Here is a 15,275-nt window from a genome sequence, read left to right on the forward strand (position 1 = left end):
CCGGCTGGCCCCTTCGCGCGTGAGCTGGCGCCGCTGCCCAGGCAGCGCGTGACCTCCAAGGAGGGCATCTTCACGGCCGAGGTCGAAGCAGCGGCGGCGCCCAGGCTGACGCGGCACGAAGGCTCCACGCGGCTGGAGCTTCCCCTGGGCACGGAGGCGCCGTTGAGCTGCTTCGTGTACGAGCGCCCCATCGACGCGGCGGGCGCGGTGCTCGCGGTGGCGAAGGCGGCGCAGGGCCACAAGGGCGTCACGGTGCTGAGCCTCGCGCCCACGGACGTCCAGGTCGTCGCGGGCGCGCCCGTCATGTTCGTGGACATGGATTACGAAGTGGCCACGTCCGGTGACAGCGTGAGCGCGGGCCGGCTGAAGCTGATGGTGCGCGCGAGCCCCGAGCTGCCCCTGCTCTGCGCGCATGACCAGCCCGGCTACGCGCGCACCTTCCAGCGCATCACCACGGACCTGGCCGCCACGCTCCAGGTGCCGGGCAAACCCCGGGCGCCCGCGCCCCTGGCGGAGCTGCGGGTGCTGAAGCTGGAGGGCCGGCTCGCGGGCTTCGACTGGCGCACCGGGCGGAGCCTGGACGGCGGCGCGCAGCGCACGGAGGTCTCCACGAGCCTGCTGCTGCCGGGGGCCTCGAATGGACCACGCGCGGAGGACCGCACCGTCACCACCGTGACGGATGACAAGGGCGAGCTGCTGGAGCAGCGCCATGCGTTTGCGGAGAACGGCCAGCTCACGCTCCAGGTGACGCTCCGGCGAGAGCGGCCGTCCAAGCCCCCGCGTGTGACGCCCCTCATCACGTACCGCTATGAGGGACGGCAGGGCACACGGCCGCTGAAGGGAACGTTCACCTCGCGGACAGGAATCGCCACCGAGGCGATGGTCCGCACCGGCGTGCGCGAAGGGCTGCTCACGGGCGAAGCGTCCGAGGTGCTCTTCGACGTCTACCGTCCGGCGGAGTCGTCCTCCGCGCCCACGGAGGTGGTGCTGCGCCGGACACCCGCCGCCGGGCCGCGAGCCCTGACCCTCACCACGGGGGCAATCATCGAGGAGGCCCGAGCCAATGCGAGCGGCGCCCTCGAGTGGACCGAGCGCACCCTCCCGGAGGGCCGGCTCACGTCCGAGCTCGTCCACGCCGTCCCGACGCCCTGAGCGCGGCACCTCACCACAGCATGTCCTGGTCCTCGGTGACGCCGGGGACGTCGTTCAGCTCCAGCGTCCGGCTGCCCAGGCGCACCGTGCCGTTGAAGAGGCCCACGGGCTGCGCGAAGTGGCTCACCACCAGGCGCAGGTTCCGCTCCTCGCGGTGCACATGGAAGGGCTGGACGCGCAGGTCCACCGCGCCATCCACCGTCACCAGCCGCCATGGCGCCATCAGGTCCTTCGCGTCGTACTCGAAGCGGGCGCGCGCCAGCGGGTACAGCTTGTCCCCCAGCCACAGCGCGTTCTCATTGGCGTCCGTGTTGCCCTCGTTGAAGCCCTCCACGAGGTTGATGCCCACCGGCGTGCCGTCCGCCAGCCGCCCCGCCGCGAAGGCCCAGCGCCACGCGGTGTGCCGCGCCAGGTAGCCCTGCGTGTAGTCCATGCCGCCCACGCCGCCGTCCATCCGGAAGCGCTTGCCGCCCGCCTCCAGGCTGCCGAAGGTGAGCAGGCCGTTGCTCTTCATGGTGACGTTCACCAGCCCGTCACCCTCCACCGGCGCCACCACGGTGAGCGCGGGCGGCCCGCCGGCCACCATCATGTCGCCTTCCCACTGGAAGGACTGGAGGCTCCCGGTGCGCAGCCGGCTGACGTCCACCGCCACGCGGTAGCGCTCGTCGTCCTCGCCGCGCTGCACCGACAGCCGCCCGCCCAGCGTGCGGAAGGAGGCCTTGAGGCCCTGACCGGGCTTGTCCCCCAGCTCCACCATGGGCCCCGGCGCGCCGAGGAAGCTCACGTCACACAGCGGCTTGCGCTCGCGCAAATCCAGCGCCACCGCGAAGGCGCTCGACGTGTAGCCCAGGTCCACCACCGCGAAGAGCGCCGCGACCTCCGGCGTGGCGGCGAAGGTGTAGTGCCAGCGCTTGCGCTTCAGCAAGCGCGTGGCGCGGCCCGGGGCCCACTGCCCCTGCAGGCGCGGCAGGTCCACCTCGGGCAGCTCACCCTGGTAGGTACCGAATCGGGGCTCCCCCCCGGAGGTGGCCACGGAGGCTGGCGCGGGGGGGAACAAGGCGTCTCGCTCTGGCTTCATCTGGCCCCATTGGAAGGCAAAGGCGCGTGGCTGTCATGTCAGGCCACCGTCCAGGTGCCACCCGCCGACAGTGACACCTGGGAGGTTGTGCGGAGCGTAACGCAACAGCCGCGCGCCAGGGAGCCCGTCAGCCCCGGCCGAAGACGATGCGCTCCTGGGTCAACAGACGGCTGGTGACCGCCAGCGACAGCACCGTGACGACGAGGCTCGACGCGGCGGCGATGAGGTAGGGCAACGCCCCCATCGGCTCGCCGCGCATCACCTCGCCCGCCAGCACCTCCTGGCCCAGCACCGGCACCGCGAACATCCACAGCTTCGGCTGGAGCGGCGACAGCGCCAGCACCATGCCCGGCATCATGGGCACCACCATCAGGAGCGACAGGTACGTCTGCGCCTCCTTGAAGGAGCGTGCATAGGTGGACACCCAGAGCTGCACGGCCGACACGGCCAGGGCCAGCGGCAGCACCGCGGCGGCCATGCCCAGGGCGGCGGGCGCGTCGAAGCGGGCCTTCACGCCCAGGTCCTCCAGCGGCACGCGCCGCACCACCAGCAGGTAGCCCACCAGCGTAATCACCACCGCCGCGACGGCCATCACCACGGTGGCCAGCCACTTGCCCGTCACCACCGCGCTCCGGGGCGCCGGGTTGAGCAGCAGGGGCTCCAGCGAGCCGCGCTCGCGCTCACCCGCCATGGCGTCGCTGGCCACCTGCATGCCGCCCGCGAAGGCCGCGATGACCAGGAAGAGCGGCACCATGTTGAGCAGACCCGCCGCGGTGCGCTCCGGCGTGGACAGGTCCGCCTCCTGCACCCTCACGGGGATGGCCAGGTCCGGAGACACGCCGCGCGCGTAGAGGCGCTGGTTGCCCAGGAGGTGCGCGTACGCCTCCAGGAGCCGCCGCGCGCGCAGCACCGACTGGCGCGCGGACTGGCGCGAGCTGTCCACCACGAGCTGCACCTCGGCGGTGCGCCCGGCCGAATACGCTTCGGCGTAGTCGTCCGGCACCACCAGCACCGCGTCCAGCGAGCCCGCCCGGATGCGCGCCTCGTAGTCCTCCGGCGCCTCCTCCAACTGCGCCCCGTAGCGCTCCAGGAAGGCCATCAGGCTGGGGGCGTGCTCCCGCCCCACCACCGGCAGCGCCAGCGGCCGGTCCTGGCGGTACCAGGAGGCCAGCATGTTGAACATCACCATGAACACGACGGGGCCAATCAGCGGCCACGCCAGCGACGTGAGCACCGAGCGCCGGTCGCGCAGGTGGTCCTTCAGCTCCTTGCGGAAGACGGAGAAGGACAACCCGCTCATTGCATCAACCCCTGGTCCGTGCCGATGGTGGCCACGAAGGCCTCCTCCAGGCTGTCCTTGCCGGTGCTCGCGCGCAGCGCGTCCGGCGTGCCGTCCGCCACCACCCGCCCGTGCGCCACCACCACGATGCGGTCACACAGCGCCGCCACCTCCTGCATGACGTGGCTGGAGAACACCACGCAGCGGCCCTCGTCCTTCAAGCGCCGCAGCAGGGTGCGCACCGCGCGGGTGCTCATGACGTCCAGCCCGTTGGTGGGCTCGTCCAGCAGCACGTTCCGAGGTCCGTGCACCAGCGCGCGCGCCATGGCCACCTTCACGCGCTGCCCCTGGCTGAAGCCCTCCGTGCGGCGGTCCGCGATGTCCCGCATGTCCAGCAGGTCCAGCAGCTCGTCCACGCGCTGGTCCAGCGCGGCGCCGGACAGGCCGTGCAGCTCGCCGTAGTAGCGCGCGTGCTCGCGGGCGGTGAGGCGCGGGTAGAGGCCGCGCGCGTCCGGCAGCACGCCCAGCGCCCGCCGGGCCTCCTCGGGCCGCTGCACCACGTCCACGCCGTCCACCAGCGCGGTGCCCCGGTCCGGGCGCACCAGCGTGTAGAGCATGCGCATCGTCGTCGTCTTGCCGGCGCCGTTGGGCCCCAGCAGGCCGGTGATGACGCCGTCCTCCGCCGTGAAGGACACGTCCTCCACCGCCGTCACCTTCTTGCCGAAGCGCTTGTGCAGGTTCCTGGCTTCAATCATGTCGCGCGTTTCCTCAGGGCACCGGGCCGGCGAAGGAGGTGAAGAAGGGAGGCCGCGTGAGCTTGTCGCCGCACGTGGACGACAGCCCCTCCACGCTCCCCTGCGTCAGCACGTCGTGCATCAGCGTGCGCGCGCAGTCCGCGCCCACCGTGTTGTGGCCCGTGCCGGGCACCACCACGTGCAGGCTGTTGGAGAGCGTGCGCTTCGCCTCCTCCGCCCACGCGGGAGGCGTCACCGGGTCCAGCTCGCCCGACAGCAGCAGCGTGGGCACCGACGACGTCACCGGCTCGCGGTAGCCCGGGGGCAGCGCCGCCTTCGGCCACTCCGAGCAGATGGAGAGCACCTCGCGGCCCATGGCCGAGCCGAACCAGGTGCCCCGCGCCTCGCGCACCACCGCCGCCTCGTCGAAGAAGGGCGCGTCCTCCGCGCAGACGACGGCGAAGTAGAGGCCCTGGCTCACCGTGCGGCCCAGGTTCTCCGTCAGGCCCACGCTGAGCGCGACGAAGGGAGACCAGTCTCCCCGCGTGGCCCGGTCCAGCATCAGCGGCACCAGCGAGGACATCTCCGGGTTGTAGAGCTGCGCGAAGAGCTGCGACATGAAGGTGCGGCGCGAGAAGGCGACCTCCTCCACCACGCCGGTGCGCGGGTGCGCCACCTTGGCGCGCGCGGGCGCGGCCTCCAGCGACGTCAGCAGCGCCTCCGTGCGGGCCCGCAGGTCCGGGTAGGCCTTGGCGCACGCCGCGTCCGCCTCGCAGTTGGCCAGCAGCCGGTCCAGCGCCTGCTGCGCGTCGCGAGGCGCGTACAGCGGCAGGTACAGCCCCATGGGCGCCACGCCGTCCAGGATGGCGGTCCGCACGCGCTCCGGGTGCCGCCGCATGTACACCAGCGCCGCGCGCGTGCCGTAGGACACGCCCCAGAGGTTGAGCTTCTCGTAGCCCAGCGCCTCGCGGACCTCGTCCAGGTCATCCATGGCGTTGGGCGTGGTGTAGTGGCGCACGTCCGCGGCCCAGCCCTCGTGGCACCTGCGCAGCTCCTCCACCGCCTTGCCTTCATCCAACTGCGCGGACAGCTTGTCGTCCGGCGAGTCCGGCTTGCAATCCAGCGGGTTCGAATCCCCCGTGCCCCGCTGGTCCACCAACACGATGTCCCGCTTGCGGCGGATGCGCTCCACCGCCATCAACACCTGCGTCGCGCGCGACGCCGCCTGGCCGGGCCCACCCGCCAGCAGCACCAGCGGGTCAGGCTGCGGCTGCGCCGCCAGCGCCGGCACCACCACCACGCGCAGGGGAAGCTTGCGGCCCGTGCGAGCCGCCCGGTCCTCGAAGACCTCGTAGGTCCCGCACTGGGCCTGCGTGGCCAGGCCCTCCAGCCGGCAGGGCTTCAGCGACAGCGTCCGCCGCTCGGCCGGGTCCTGCCCGCCCTTCGAACAGGAGACCGACGCCGCGGCCAGCAGCCCCAGGGCCAGCAGCGCGCGCCAGGGAGGAAGATGAGCGGAGATGTGTGCACGAACCCCGGACACGGGCGCCTCCAACGGGATACGGGAGGCTCCCCACATACCACCTCCGGAAGCGCTGCATTGAATCCCGCGCCGGGGAGGGGCGTCCGGTGATACGCCCATGCCCACCATGAAACGTGCCCTCCTCGTCCTGGCCGTCCTGGGACTCACCACCCTCAGTGGCTGCGCCGCCCTCCAGAACATGCTGAAGGGGGCCTTCAAGAAGCCCACCCTCTCCTTCAAGACGGCCCGGCTCGCGGACGCGTCGCTGTCCGACGCCACCGTCAACCTGGTCTACGAGCTGAACAACCCCAACGGCTTCGGGTTGAACCTGGCCAACGTGGACTACGCCTTCTTCGTGGAGGGCAAGCAGGTGGTGGCCGGCAAGCCGCGCCAGGGGCTGGCGCTCAAGGCCAACGGCAAGAGCGAGCTCATCTTCCCCGCCAACGTGAAGTTCGCGGACATCGTCCCGGTGCTGGAGACCTTCCTCAAGAAGGACAAGGCCGCGTTCAAGGCGCAGGGCACCGTGGGCGTGAAGACGCCCATTGGCGTGCTGAGCTTCCCGCTGGAGAAGGAGGGCTCCTTCGAGGTCCCCAAGATTCCGCAGGTGTCCTTCCAAGCGCCGCGCATCAAGAACATCACCCTGTCCGGCGCCACCGTGGAGTTCCCGCTCTCCATCACCAACCGCAACAGCTTCCCGCTGCCCGTGTCCGGCATCACCGGCGCGCTGAAGGTGGCGGGCGCGGATGTGGGCACGCTGTCCACCGGAAACCTGGGCAAGCTGGACGGCAGCGGGACGAAGCAGGTCACCCTGCCGCTCACCATCAACTTCGCCCGCGCGGCGAACGCGGCCCTGGCCCTGCGCTCGGGCGGCAATGCGCAGGTCCGCCTGGACGGCAAGCTCACCTCGGAATCCCAGAGCGTTCCCCTGAGTCTCAATCAGCTCCTCAATTTCGTTAAGTGACGCCTGCCTGCACTGCGGGCAGGGGCGCTGAACACAGGGTTGTCCCAGGGCGCCCCAGACGTTACGGTGGGGCGTCCTTGCCGCTTTCCAAGGTCCAGACACACATGCGCCGCATCCTCTTCAAGTCGAAAATCCACCGCGCGACCGTCACCCAGGCTGACCTGGATTACGAAGGGTCCGTCACCATTGATCGCGACCTGCTCCGCGCCGCGGACATCGTGGAGAACGAGAAGGTCGCGGTCTGGAACATCACCCAGGGCACGCGCCTGGAGACCTACGCGCTGGAGGGTGAGGCCGGCAGCGGCGTCATCTGCATCAACGGCGCGGCGGCGCACCTGAACAAGCCGGGCGACCTGGTCATCCTCGCCACCTTCGCGGAGGTGGAGGAGGCCGAGGTGGCGAGTTGGAAGCCCACCGTGGTGTTCGTGGACAAGGACAACCGCGTGGTCCCCGGACAGACGAAGGAGATTCCGGGCCCTCAGCGCCGCACGGCCTGAGCCCTCCCGCTTTGCCCATCGACCGCCTTTTGCCATGCTCCTCCCTTTCTTAAAGGGTGGGGTCATGGGCCCCGCAGGAGTCGATACGATGAGGCGGTCGTGGGTGAGCGCGGGCGCGCTCTCGCTGGTGCTGACAGGGTGTACGGGGACGGGCGCCTTCCGTCCGGATCCGAACAACGATGACCCGCTCTACGGGGTCATCCCCGTCGTGCACGCCCCCGCCCAGAACCGCTGTGAAGCCCTGGGCGAGTCCTCCGCGCGCGGCTCGTGCGACGACGCCCTGTACCTGGCCACCGAGTACACCCGCCGGCTGTCGGTGGGCGACGAGGTCTGCTTGGAAGGCGGCTATGGCGAGGAGCCCGGCTATGCGTGCAAGGCGCGCGCGGCCATCATCGACACCTCCCCCAACCGGGTGAAGCTGGAGGTGCGCGGGCCGAAGCCGGATTCACGCTGGTTCAACGTGGAGATGCGGCACGCCTGGTACGAGGAAGGCGCGCTGGTGGACCTCTACCTGTCCGAGCGGGGTTATTAGGGCATGGGCATCTACGACAGCGTGGCCGAGCGGCTGGCCTTCATGAAGAAGATGACGCCGGCGGAGCTGAAGAAGCTCGGCTCGGCCCGGCTGTCGGACATCGTCCTGCAGGAGGTGGCGCGCTCGCGCGTGCGCATCGCCACGCTGGAGAAGCGCTACCCGCAGGCGTCGCCGCGGGAGCTGGCCCAGCGCATCGTGGACGAGAAGAAGAACCTCGCCAGCATGGTGGGCGGGGTGAGCGGCGTGTTCGGCCTGGTGGCGTTGCCGGCGGACCTGCTGTTCATGGCGTACCTGCAAATCCTCCTGCTCACGGACGTGGCCACGCTCTACAAGGTGAACCTCAAGACGGAGCGGGCGCGCGGGGAGATGCTGGATTTGTTCGGCTACGCCAACGGCCTGGGCCCGCTGCCTCGCGCGGGGCCCAAGGTGCTGGGGAAGCTGGCCGCCATGCTGCTGGAGAAGGGCGGCATGCACACGCTGGGGCGGGCCATGCCGCTGGTGGCCGCGCCCGTCACGGCCTACTTCAACAACCAGCACATCCAGATGGTGGGTGAGCAGGCCGTGCGCTTCTACGAGGGCTTCGACAAGGCCCACGCCAAGGCGAAGGCCCAGCGCAAGAAGGCCAGCGGCGCCTGAGCCTCCGCGCTTTTCGTTCCAAGGGTCCGATATGCGCTCCACGCCGGGTCGTTGATGGCCCAGGCGGGGCCTTTGCCCCCTTGAAAACGGGCGGTCATCCATTCCCCCGGGCCGGAGGGACGATGACGTCCGAGAGACGGAGGCGACCAGGATGTCCGAGCTCTCAGCGGAAGTGCGGGTTCAGGTGGCGCGGCTGAGGAATCTGCTCATCGACGTAGCACGCTGCGGTGCGCTGGGCAGTCCCCTGGGCGCCCTGCCGCATACGGAGCTGGACCACATGGAGGTCCAGGCCATCTGGTGGCTGAAGGCGGAGAGCCTCCTTCCCGTGAACATCCTCGCGGAGCGGCTGGGCGGCATCGCCCCGCCCCGGCTGAGCCGGCTGTTGGACCGGCTGGAGTCCGCGCAGCTCGTCCAGCGCGAGCGCTCCGTGCGGCATGATCGCCGCCGCGTGCGCGTGCGGCTCACGGAGCAGGGGCGCGCCATGGCGGAGCAGGCGGACTCCGTGGTCCAGGAGCGCATGGCCCGGCTGCTGATGCCGCTGGAGGGGGAGCAGCGCAGCGCGCTGATGGACCTGCTCGAGGGCTGGGTGGAGGCGCTGGGCGGGAAGAACCGCGCGGCGGACGTTGCCGCCGAAGAGGGCGAGACGGACGCCCCGGTGGCCGAGGAGTTGGAACCCACCGCGGCGCCGAGGCGCACTCGCGCGGGGATGATGGACATCACGGCCAGCGCGGCGTGAGCCACGCTCCCACCGTGAGCGGGCTTGGCCTGAGCTACGCCCGCTCCATGCCCCAAGCAGGGCAGTCCTGAGCGTCCCGGCACCGTAGTGCCTGGTTGGGGCCGTTCTGCGATTCAGGTTGAACTTGCAGCCAGCTTAACGGCCTCGGTTCGAGTGATTCATTACTTGGAAGCAGACCATCGCTCCGGAAACACGTCCACGGGTCCGACCTCGCCGGTCACACTGCTCACCGCCACCCTCGCGAAGACGATCGCATCTTCTGGACGCTCACCTGGAAGATAGAGCTCGAAGAGCCGGTCGGCGCCAGAGAACTGAACCCCAATGGTCAGGTTCTCGCGGTGGTGTTCCTGAATCGCGGGGCACCGCATCAGGGCCTCTCGCGTAGCAACGCGCGCCTTCTCCCTGAGAACCTCAAGCTTCATTGTCATGGCAACCAGGCTCCGAGGCTATCACCTGCTCGCGAGAACAAGCTTTGGCTTCCGACCGAGTTCAAGCTAGCGCTCTGTGAGCCCCCATTTGGCCAGGTCCTCCAGCTTCTCAGGCCCGGCGCCCGTGCGCCCCTCGCGCTTCGATACTTCCCACATGTGCAGGTCCGCGTCGGAGATGGACGTCACACCCACGCGGGCCTCGCCCTGGAAGGGCACGTCCCCTCGCAGCACCACGCGCAGCCGGAGCCCCTCCGCGCGCACGGGCTCCGGCGCCATGGGCGGCGGCGGGCTCACGGGAGGCGGGGCTTCCACGCGTTCAGCGGGCGCGCGGGGCGGCGCGTCGGGCATGGCGGCGTCCTCCGGCCACAGCCACCACAGCGCGAGCGCCGCCAATACCAGCGCGGCCGCTCCCCCAATTCGGCTAACCAATATCCGGACAAGCCCTTGCCCCCGGGCGCCCACTGTTGAGAGGTCACCCGCCCGTCCGCGTCATAAGCCAGCGCATACCGCAGAAGGTTCCCAGGCGATGTCGCCCCCCACTCCGCCAGTCGGTCCACCGTTGGCGCCGACGCCACTTCAAACGCATAGGCTGTACCATCCGCGGACATGCTGGTGCGGTTTCCTCGACTGTCATACCCGAAGCTCCGGCTCGCATACGCGCCGCCCGTCGCTGCCAGGAACTCCTCGGCTCCCCTGCCAGGGGGAGACCGTCTCGGTTGGTTTCACCGAGGAGCTTCCCTCTTTCCCGCTCGTCCCTCATCACCATCTACACACTTATAGGGACACGACCCATCTACACACTTATAGGGACACGACCTCCCTCAAAATAGCGTGAGCGGCAACAGTCAGCAGCGTGCGACCTCTACGAGCACACCTGTAGGCGCAAGGGCATCCCCAAGAGCATCAACCTCCACTCCTGAGTCGTCCCCTCATTTGAGCCGAGCGTCAAGGGCCGTCCCCAGCGGTTGGCTGGTGCCGGAGCAGCGCGGGAAGCGGCAGTGAGGCGCGCGCTTTTCGGCGCCAGAGGTTGTCCTGCATCGTGCGGAGCATGTCGAAATCCATAACGCACGCCGAGGTGCATCGGTTCATTGAGGAAGCCGTCGGCCCGGACACCCATGCTAAGCGTGTGCTGTCGCTGTCCAATGCCACCTTGGGCGCCGTGCACGCCGCCAGCCTCTCGGTGAGGGCCATCGGACTGGCGCTCTCCCAGGCGCGGGGGTTGGAAGGCAAGCACGCCATCAAGCAGGTGGACCGACTGCTGTCCAACTCTGGCGTCGACGTGTGGCGACTGTTCGCGCAGTGGGTGCCCTTCGTGGTGGCCGAGCGCAAAGCGGTGACAGTCACCATTGACTGGACGGACTTCGAGTCGGACGACCACACCACGGTCGCCATCCAGCTTGTCACCCGCCACGGCCGCGCCACGCCGTTGCTGTGGAAGACGGTGCCCAAGAGCGAGTTGGCCGGGCAGCGCAATGCCCATGAGGACGCGTTGCTGGAGCGATTGCACCAGGTGCTGCCCTCCGACGTGGAGGTGACGGTGCTCGCGGACCGAGGATTCGGAGACGTCGCCCTGTATGAATTGCTGGACAGACTCAGCTTCGGCTACGTCATTCGCTTTCGTGGCGTCGTGCACGTCGAAAGTGCCGGAGGGGAGGTGCACAAGGCGAAGGAGTGGGTGCCCCCGACGGGCCGTCCGAAGTTGCTGCGCGGAGCGCGCGTCACCCAGGCCCGTTTCGGCGTGGGTGCCGTCGTCTGCGTGCACCAGAAGGGAATGAAAGAGGCCTGGTTTCTGGCGGCCAGCAGCAAGGAAGCCACTGCCACCGAGTTGGTGAAGGCCTACGGACGTCGCTTCACCTGCGAGGAGACGCACCGGGACATCAAGGACTTGCGCTTCGGCATGGGCCTGTCCGCCATCGCTATCGGCACCTGCGAGCGCCGCGACAGACTGTTGCTGCTGTCCGCCTTCGCCATGGCGCTGCTGACGCTGCTCGGCGCTGCGGGCGAAGCGACGGGGCTCGACAGGAAGTTCCGCGCCGACACCCGTAAGACGCGCGAGTACTCTCTCTTTCGGCAAGGCATCATCTACTACGGCGCCCTCGCCAACATGCGAGAGGAGTGGCTCCGCCCCCTCATGGAGAAATTCGCCGAGCTCATCCGCGAGCAGGCCGTCTTCCGCGAGGCATTCGGCTTCATTTGATTCGAATGAGGGGACGGCTCAGCCTCCACTCTTGTTCCTTGTGCCGCCTCGGCAGGAATTCTACGCAGCAAGTCTCCTACCTCCGCAAGACTCAGGCCGAGTCGATCACGCATAGCGCGCATTGCTTCGACCCTGTTTGGCCCCAACCCAACAATCACTAGCCTCCATTCTCCATACTCCTTGTAAAACAGGGGTCTCACATCATCAGGGATGCCCTTCTCATCGGCTTCGAATGCATCCCCGCAGAAGTCACACTCGAATGAAGTTGAGAAGCGAACGCCCTCACGCGTCCCTCTAGCAACATAGACAACGCGCCCTGGAGACCGGCAGCGATGGCACTGGCTGGACGTCTCAACCGATTCGCGCACCACGTCAAAGCCCTCGCATACGCATATAACTATTCACGACATTGGGAAACTTCTGGTCGAGCACTGGATTCTTGTGATGCCCATATACACCTCGCACAAACCATCGATGATGCAGCTCTTCATGAACGAGCGTATCGATCAATTCGCGCTGAGACTTAAACGCCCCTCTTCCAATTTGAACTCCTTTCCCCTAGCCATCATCGCCAACGCGGCCTGACACACGGGCCCCAGACACTGTTCATGGCCATCGCCGCGAGCAACAGCCCTCCTGACGCCTAAAGCTGCACGCGCACTTCACCTCCACGCCCGCAGGCCTCGGAGACCTCGCCTGTCCATGGCGCGTACCCCTCTGCCTCCACTTCCAGGTGCAAGCCGAAGGGCCTCACGCGTCCCAGCCGCCAACGTCCCTCCGCATCCGTCAGTCCCCAGGCGGGAGGCAGTGAGCTCACGTCGCTCGACGCCGTGACTCGCGCGCCGAACACCGGCTTGCGCCCGGCCGTGACGAGCACCTCGCAGTCGCTCCCCTCCACATCCACCTGGAAGGTGACGATGCCGTCCGCGTTGCCCTCGCCCACGTCCGCGGCGGTGCTGGCGTAGACCTCGTGAACGGAGAAGGACACCAGCACGCGGTAACGCCCCGGCTCCAGGATGGACACAGCCATGCCATCCTCCTCCGGGATGAACGCTCCGGCGGAGGCCAGTTCCCAACGAGCCCCCTCCCCCCACCGCTGGAGGACGTAAACGGGATAGGGCTTCTGCGTCCGCGCCTCCATCTGCGCCCGCATGGCGCCATCCATGCGCAGCACGAGCCACCGGTAGGCCGGCACGCGCCACGTCACCTCGGCGTCCCGCACGCCGGGCTTGGGCATGAACTGGAAGGACTGTTCCGTCGCGGCCACCGGACGCCGGGAAAGCGGCGACGCCACTTCGACACGGAAATGGGAGGGCTCCCACGACGGCAGCCCCGACACGACGAAGCGCCCATCCGTTGCGAGCGGCACCTCCACGTCCCCCGGCCCCAGGAGCCGCGCGCCTTCCGGCGGAATGAACGTTCCCTCCAACTCCACCTTCCCCCGCAGCGTCACCGTCTGCCCCACCCCCTCCGGGAACAGCTCGTCCACGTCCAACACCACCGGCTCCACACGCCCCTCGCGCAGAGGCACCTCCACCCTCTTGCTGACCCGCCCCGCCGTGCTCTGAAGCTGCAACAACACCGCGGAATCAGGGGGCAGCGGCAGCAGCTCCAGCGGCTCGCCCACGGGGAGCGGAAGCACCGCTTCATCCGAGAGCGCTGACGCGAGGTCCGGCGCGACATGCCGAACGACGGGCAGCAACTCGCTCGCGCGCTCAGCGTCACGCACGTCTTGAGCTACGCCGCGCACCACACGAAGCGAGAACGGGCCATGCTCGGGCCGGCCCCCCATGAGCCGCACTCGCACGCCCGTGGGCGCGCGCGCGGACAGGACGGCCTCCACGACACCCGTGAAGTCCTCCGATTCGGGCACCACGTCTCCCAGCCAGAACGTTCCATCCGGCGCCCAGGCCACCACCCGGTAGAGCGGCGCCACGGGCACGGGCACCGGCCCCAACGTCCCTCCCGTCACGGACGGCGTCACCTCCACGGGCCGCCACTCCGACACGTTGGCCAGGTCCTCCAGCTTCTCGGGCCCGGCGCCCGAGCGCCCCTCGCGCTTCGACACCTCCCACATGTGTCGGTCCGCGTCGGAGATGGACGTCACGCCAACACGGGCCTCGCCCTCGAAGGGCACGTCCCCTCGCAGCACCACGCGCAGCCGGAGCCCCTCCGCGCGCACGGGCGCCGGCGCCATGCGCGGCGGCAGGCTCACGGGAGGCGGGGCTTCCACGCGTTCAGCGGGCGCGCGGGGCGGCGCGTCGGGCGCGGCGGCGTCCTCCGGCCACAGCCACCACAGCGCGAGCGCCGCCACTACCAGCGCGGCCGCTCCCCCACCCCAGGCGCGATGTCTCAAGGCCTCCCTCAATCCGTATCGCTGTTGGAATACAGCGTCAGGTAGATGGGCGCGTGGTCCGACAGGCGGGTGACGAAGTCCCGCGTGTTCGCGATGTAGTCGCGCCCCGCCGCGGAGAACTCCGTCACGTAGGCGGGCTGCATCCAGAAGTGGTCATAGGCATTCACGTACCCCCCACTGAGGTTGATGGTGGTGGCCACGTTCAGCTTGCATTCCACCTTCGGAGACAGCGCCACCAGGTTCGCCCACGACGCCGACGTGCACGCCATGTTGTGGTCCCCCACCAGGATGACGTCCTGGTCGGTGCTGCTGGCGTCCTGCACCGACTTGAACACCGCGCCGAACTGCTTCACCTCGGCGTCGCGGTCGGACAGGTTGCCCCAGACGGTGTGCCAGTTGATGAACGTGTAGTCCGCCCCCGTGGGCGTGTGACGCACGCGGACGATTTGCGGCTCGCGCTCGAACTTGTCCCCCGTGTCGGCATACACGCTGGATGACAGCAGTGACACGGTGTCCTCCCGGTACAACACCGCGTAGATTTCCTTGTACGACGAGCGCCCGATGAGCGGCGTCTGCGCGTAACGCCACCTCACGCCGGACACCGCGTTGAGCTCCGCCACGATGGCCGGAACCACGCTGGTGTTCATCACCTCCTGCAAGAACACCAGGTCACAGCCGTTGTTGGAGTTGCTGTTCGCGCCGTACTGCCGCCAGAGCTGCTCCGCATCCTCGCGATACGTCCGCTCCGCGGTCCACCCCTCGTGACGCAGGTTCCAGCTCACCACGCGCAGGTACGAGCCCGCCTGGGCCAGCGTGGGAACCGCCAGGACGACCAGCACCACCACGCGCAGCAAGAAGGACGGCAATCCCATGGAGTGACCTCGGCGTGAGAGGAGCGGCCCTGGAGAGCGGCCGCACGCGCGAATCCGGCGCGCGCAACGGTCCTAGTGGATGAGGTTCATGCCCGGCAACCCACTTTCCTGAAACGCGAGAAATAGAGGTCTTGCAGGACCCACACCCTGACGCTCGCGCCCGCCCACCCGGCGAACGCGCTCCTTCCACCCCACAAATGCAACTTGATTACATATGAATCAGGATGGCAGATTATCGCGGGCGTTCCTGGAATGGGGACCTGGCGGGGACGGCGGAGCTTTGTCCTGTCGCGAAGGA

The 15,275-nt window shown here is 68.9% G+C and carries 16 protein-coding genes; 7 read left to right on the forward strand and 9 right to left on the reverse strand.

What is annotated here, in order from left to right; all coding sequences use genetic code 11:
• Positions 1-48 precede the first annotated feature (48 nt).
• Positions 49-1,152 (forward strand): hypothetical protein, encoded by a 1,104-nt coding sequence (locus MYMAC_RS32905; protein ID WP_239989164.1) that lies wholly within the window; start codon positions 49-51, stop codon positions 1,150-1,152.
• Between the two features lie 10 nt (positions 1,153-1,162).
• On the opposite strand, the gene MYMAC_RS32910 is transcribed toward MYMAC_RS32905, so the two are convergent.
• The 4 genes from MYMAC_RS32910 to MYMAC_RS32925 form a co-directional block, all read right to left on the reverse strand.
• Positions 1,163-2,230: a DUF2804 domain-containing protein gene (locus MYMAC_RS32910; RefSeq protein WP_095960931.1), complete on the reverse strand. Its 1,068-nt coding sequence runs from the start codon at positions 2,228-2,230 to the stop codon at positions 1,163-1,165.
• A gap of 127 nt (positions 2,231-2,357) precedes the next feature.
• Positions 2,358-3,530 (reverse strand): ABC transporter permease, encoded by a 1,173-nt coding sequence (locus MYMAC_RS32915; protein WP_013937534.1) that lies wholly within the window; start codon positions 3,528-3,530, stop codon positions 2,358-2,360.
• The gene (locus tag MYMAC_RS32920) at positions 3,527-4,264 is read right to left on the reverse strand and encodes an ABC transporter ATP-binding protein (RefSeq protein WP_095960932.1); all 738 of its coding nucleotides are present in this window, start codon (positions 4,262-4,264) and stop codon (positions 3,527-3,529) included. The genes MYMAC_RS32915 and MYMAC_RS32920 overlap by 4 nt, the downstream gene beginning before the upstream one ends.
• A gap of 13 nt (positions 4,265-4,277) precedes the next feature.
• Positions 4,278-5,819 (reverse strand): alpha/beta hydrolase, encoded by a 1,542-nt coding sequence (locus tag MYMAC_RS32925; RefSeq protein ID WP_239989165.1) that lies wholly within the window; start codon positions 5,817-5,819, stop codon positions 4,278-4,280.
• A 61-nt stretch (positions 5,820-5,880) separates the two neighbouring features.
• Between MYMAC_RS32925 and MYMAC_RS32930 the strand changes: the two genes are divergently transcribed.
• The 5 genes from MYMAC_RS32930 (at position 5,881) to MYMAC_RS32950 (ending at position 9,124) form a co-directional block, all read left to right on the forward strand.
• Positions 5,881-6,723 (forward strand): LEA/WHy family protein, encoded by an 843-nt coding sequence (locus MYMAC_RS32930; protein ID WP_095960934.1) that lies wholly within the window; start codon positions 5,881-5,883, stop codon positions 6,721-6,723.
• A 104-nt stretch (positions 6,724-6,827) separates the two neighbouring features.
• The gene (gene panD, locus MYMAC_RS32935) at positions 6,828-7,220 is read left to right on the forward strand and encodes an aspartate 1-decarboxylase (protein WP_013937530.1); all 393 of its coding nucleotides are present in this window, start codon (positions 6,828-6,830) and stop codon (positions 7,218-7,220) included.
• 88 nt (positions 7,221-7,308) lie between these two features.
• Positions 7,309-7,752 (forward strand): hypothetical protein, encoded by a 444-nt coding sequence (locus MYMAC_RS32940; RefSeq protein ID WP_013937529.1) that lies wholly within the window; start codon positions 7,309-7,311, stop codon positions 7,750-7,752.
• Between the two features lie 3 nt (positions 7,753-7,755).
• The gene (locus MYMAC_RS32945) at positions 7,756-8,388 is read left to right on the forward strand and encodes an EcsC family protein (protein WP_095960935.1); all 633 of its coding nucleotides are present in this window, start codon (positions 7,756-7,758) and stop codon (positions 8,386-8,388) included.
• Between the two features lie 151 nt (positions 8,389-8,539).
• Entirely contained in the window at positions 8,540-9,124 is a 585-nt protein-coding gene (locus MYMAC_RS32950; protein WP_095960936.1) for a MarR family winged helix-turn-helix transcriptional regulator, read from the forward strand.
• 161 nt (positions 9,125-9,285) lie between these two features.
• Here MYMAC_RS32950 and MYMAC_RS32955 read toward each other — a convergent pair whose 3' ends face one another.
• Both MYMAC_RS32955 and MYMAC_RS32960 read right to left on the reverse strand, forming a co-directional pair.
• Positions 9,286-9,552: a hypothetical protein gene (locus MYMAC_RS32955; RefSeq protein ID WP_095960937.1), complete on the reverse strand. Its 267-nt coding sequence runs from the start codon at positions 9,550-9,552 to the stop codon at positions 9,286-9,288.
• A 66-nt stretch (positions 9,553-9,618) separates the two neighbouring features.
• Entirely contained in the window at positions 9,619-9,945 is a 327-nt protein-coding gene (locus tag MYMAC_RS32960; protein ID WP_095960938.1) for a hypothetical protein, read from the reverse strand.
• 655 nt (positions 9,946-10,600) lie between these two features.
• Here MYMAC_RS32960 and MYMAC_RS32965 point away from each other — a divergent pair.
• Complete coding sequence (locus MYMAC_RS32965; protein ID WP_095961673.1) at positions 10,601-11,749, forward strand: IS4 family transposase; 1,149 nt, start codon at positions 10,601-10,603, stop codon at positions 11,747-11,749.
• 372 nt (positions 11,750-12,121) lie between these two features.
• On the opposite strand, the gene MYMAC_RS38770 is transcribed toward MYMAC_RS32965, so the two are convergent.
• The 3 genes from MYMAC_RS38770 to MYMAC_RS32975 all read right to left on the reverse strand — a co-directional run bounded on the left by MYMAC_RS38770 (position 12,122) and on the right by MYMAC_RS32975 (position 14,977).
• Positions 12,122-12,292 carry a hypothetical protein gene (locus tag MYMAC_RS38770; RefSeq protein WP_157770516.1) on the reverse strand — a complete coding sequence of 57 codons (171 nt, stop codon included), beginning with the start codon at positions 12,290-12,292 and terminating at the stop codon, positions 12,122-12,124.
• A 100-nt stretch (positions 12,293-12,392) separates the two neighbouring features.
• The gene (locus tag MYMAC_RS32970) at positions 12,393-14,105 is read right to left on the reverse strand and encodes a carboxypeptidase-like regulatory domain-containing protein (RefSeq protein ID WP_095960939.1); all 1,713 of its coding nucleotides are present in this window, start codon (positions 14,103-14,105) and stop codon (positions 12,393-12,395) included.
• A gap of 8 nt (positions 14,106-14,113) precedes the next feature.
• Positions 14,114-14,977 carry an exonuclease/endonuclease/phosphatase family protein gene (locus tag MYMAC_RS32975; RefSeq protein WP_095960940.1) on the reverse strand — a complete coding sequence of 288 codons (864 nt, stop codon included), beginning with the start codon at positions 14,975-14,977 and terminating at the stop codon, positions 14,114-14,116.
• Positions 14,978-15,275: the final 298 nt, after the last annotated feature.

The sequence above is a fragment of the Corallococcus macrosporus DSM 14697 genome, assembly GCF_002305895.1.
GTDB classification, from domain to species: Bacteria; Myxococcota; Myxococcia; order Myxococcales; family Myxococcaceae; genus Myxococcus; species Myxococcus macrosporus.

Bases quoted from the DNA above. Each gene is read 5' to 3' on its own strand.
- MYMAC_RS32910 (WP_095960931.1), bottom strand. From the start codon at position 2,230: ATGAAGCCAGAGCGAGACGCCTTGTTCCCCCCCGCGCCAGCCTCCGTG.
- MYMAC_RS32915 (WP_013937534.1), bottom strand. From the start codon at position 3,530: ATGAGCGGGTTGTCCTTCTCCGTCTTCCGCAAGGAGCTGAAGGACCAC.
- MYMAC_RS32920 (WP_095960932.1), bottom strand. From the start codon at position 4,264: ATGATTGAAGCCAGGAACCTGCACAAGCGCTTCGGCAAGAAGGTGACG.
- MYMAC_RS32925 (WP_239989165.1), bottom strand. From the start codon at position 5,819: ATGTGGGGAGCCTCCCGTATCCCGTTGGAGGCGCCCGTGTCCGGGGTT.
- MYMAC_RS32930 (WP_095960934.1), top strand. From the start codon at position 5,881: ATGCCCACCATGAAACGTGCCCTCCTCGTCCTGGCCGTCCTGGGACTC.
- panD (WP_013937530.1), top strand. From the start codon at position 6,828: ATGCGCCGCATCCTCTTCAAGTCGAAAATCCACCGCGCGACCGTCACC.
- MYMAC_RS32940 (WP_013937529.1), top strand. From the start codon at position 7,309: ATGAGGCGGTCGTGGGTGAGCGCGGGCGCGCTCTCGCTGGTGCTGACA.
- MYMAC_RS32945 (WP_095960935.1), top strand. From the start codon at position 7,756: ATGGGCATCTACGACAGCGTGGCCGAGCGGCTGGCCTTCATGAAGAAG.
- MYMAC_RS32950 (WP_095960936.1), top strand. From the start codon at position 8,540: ATGTCCGAGCTCTCAGCGGAAGTGCGGGTTCAGGTGGCGCGGCTGAGG.
- MYMAC_RS32955 (WP_095960937.1), bottom strand. From the start codon at position 9,552: ATGACAATGAAGCTTGAGGTTCTCAGGGAGAAGGCGCGCGTTGCTACG.
- MYMAC_RS32965 (WP_095961673.1), top strand. From the start codon at position 10,601: ATGTCGAAATCCATAACGCACGCCGAGGTGCATCGGTTCATTGAGGAA.
- MYMAC_RS32975 (WP_095960940.1), bottom strand. From the start codon at position 14,977: ATGGGATTGCCGTCCTTCTTGCTGCGCGTGGTGGTGCTGGTCGTCCTG.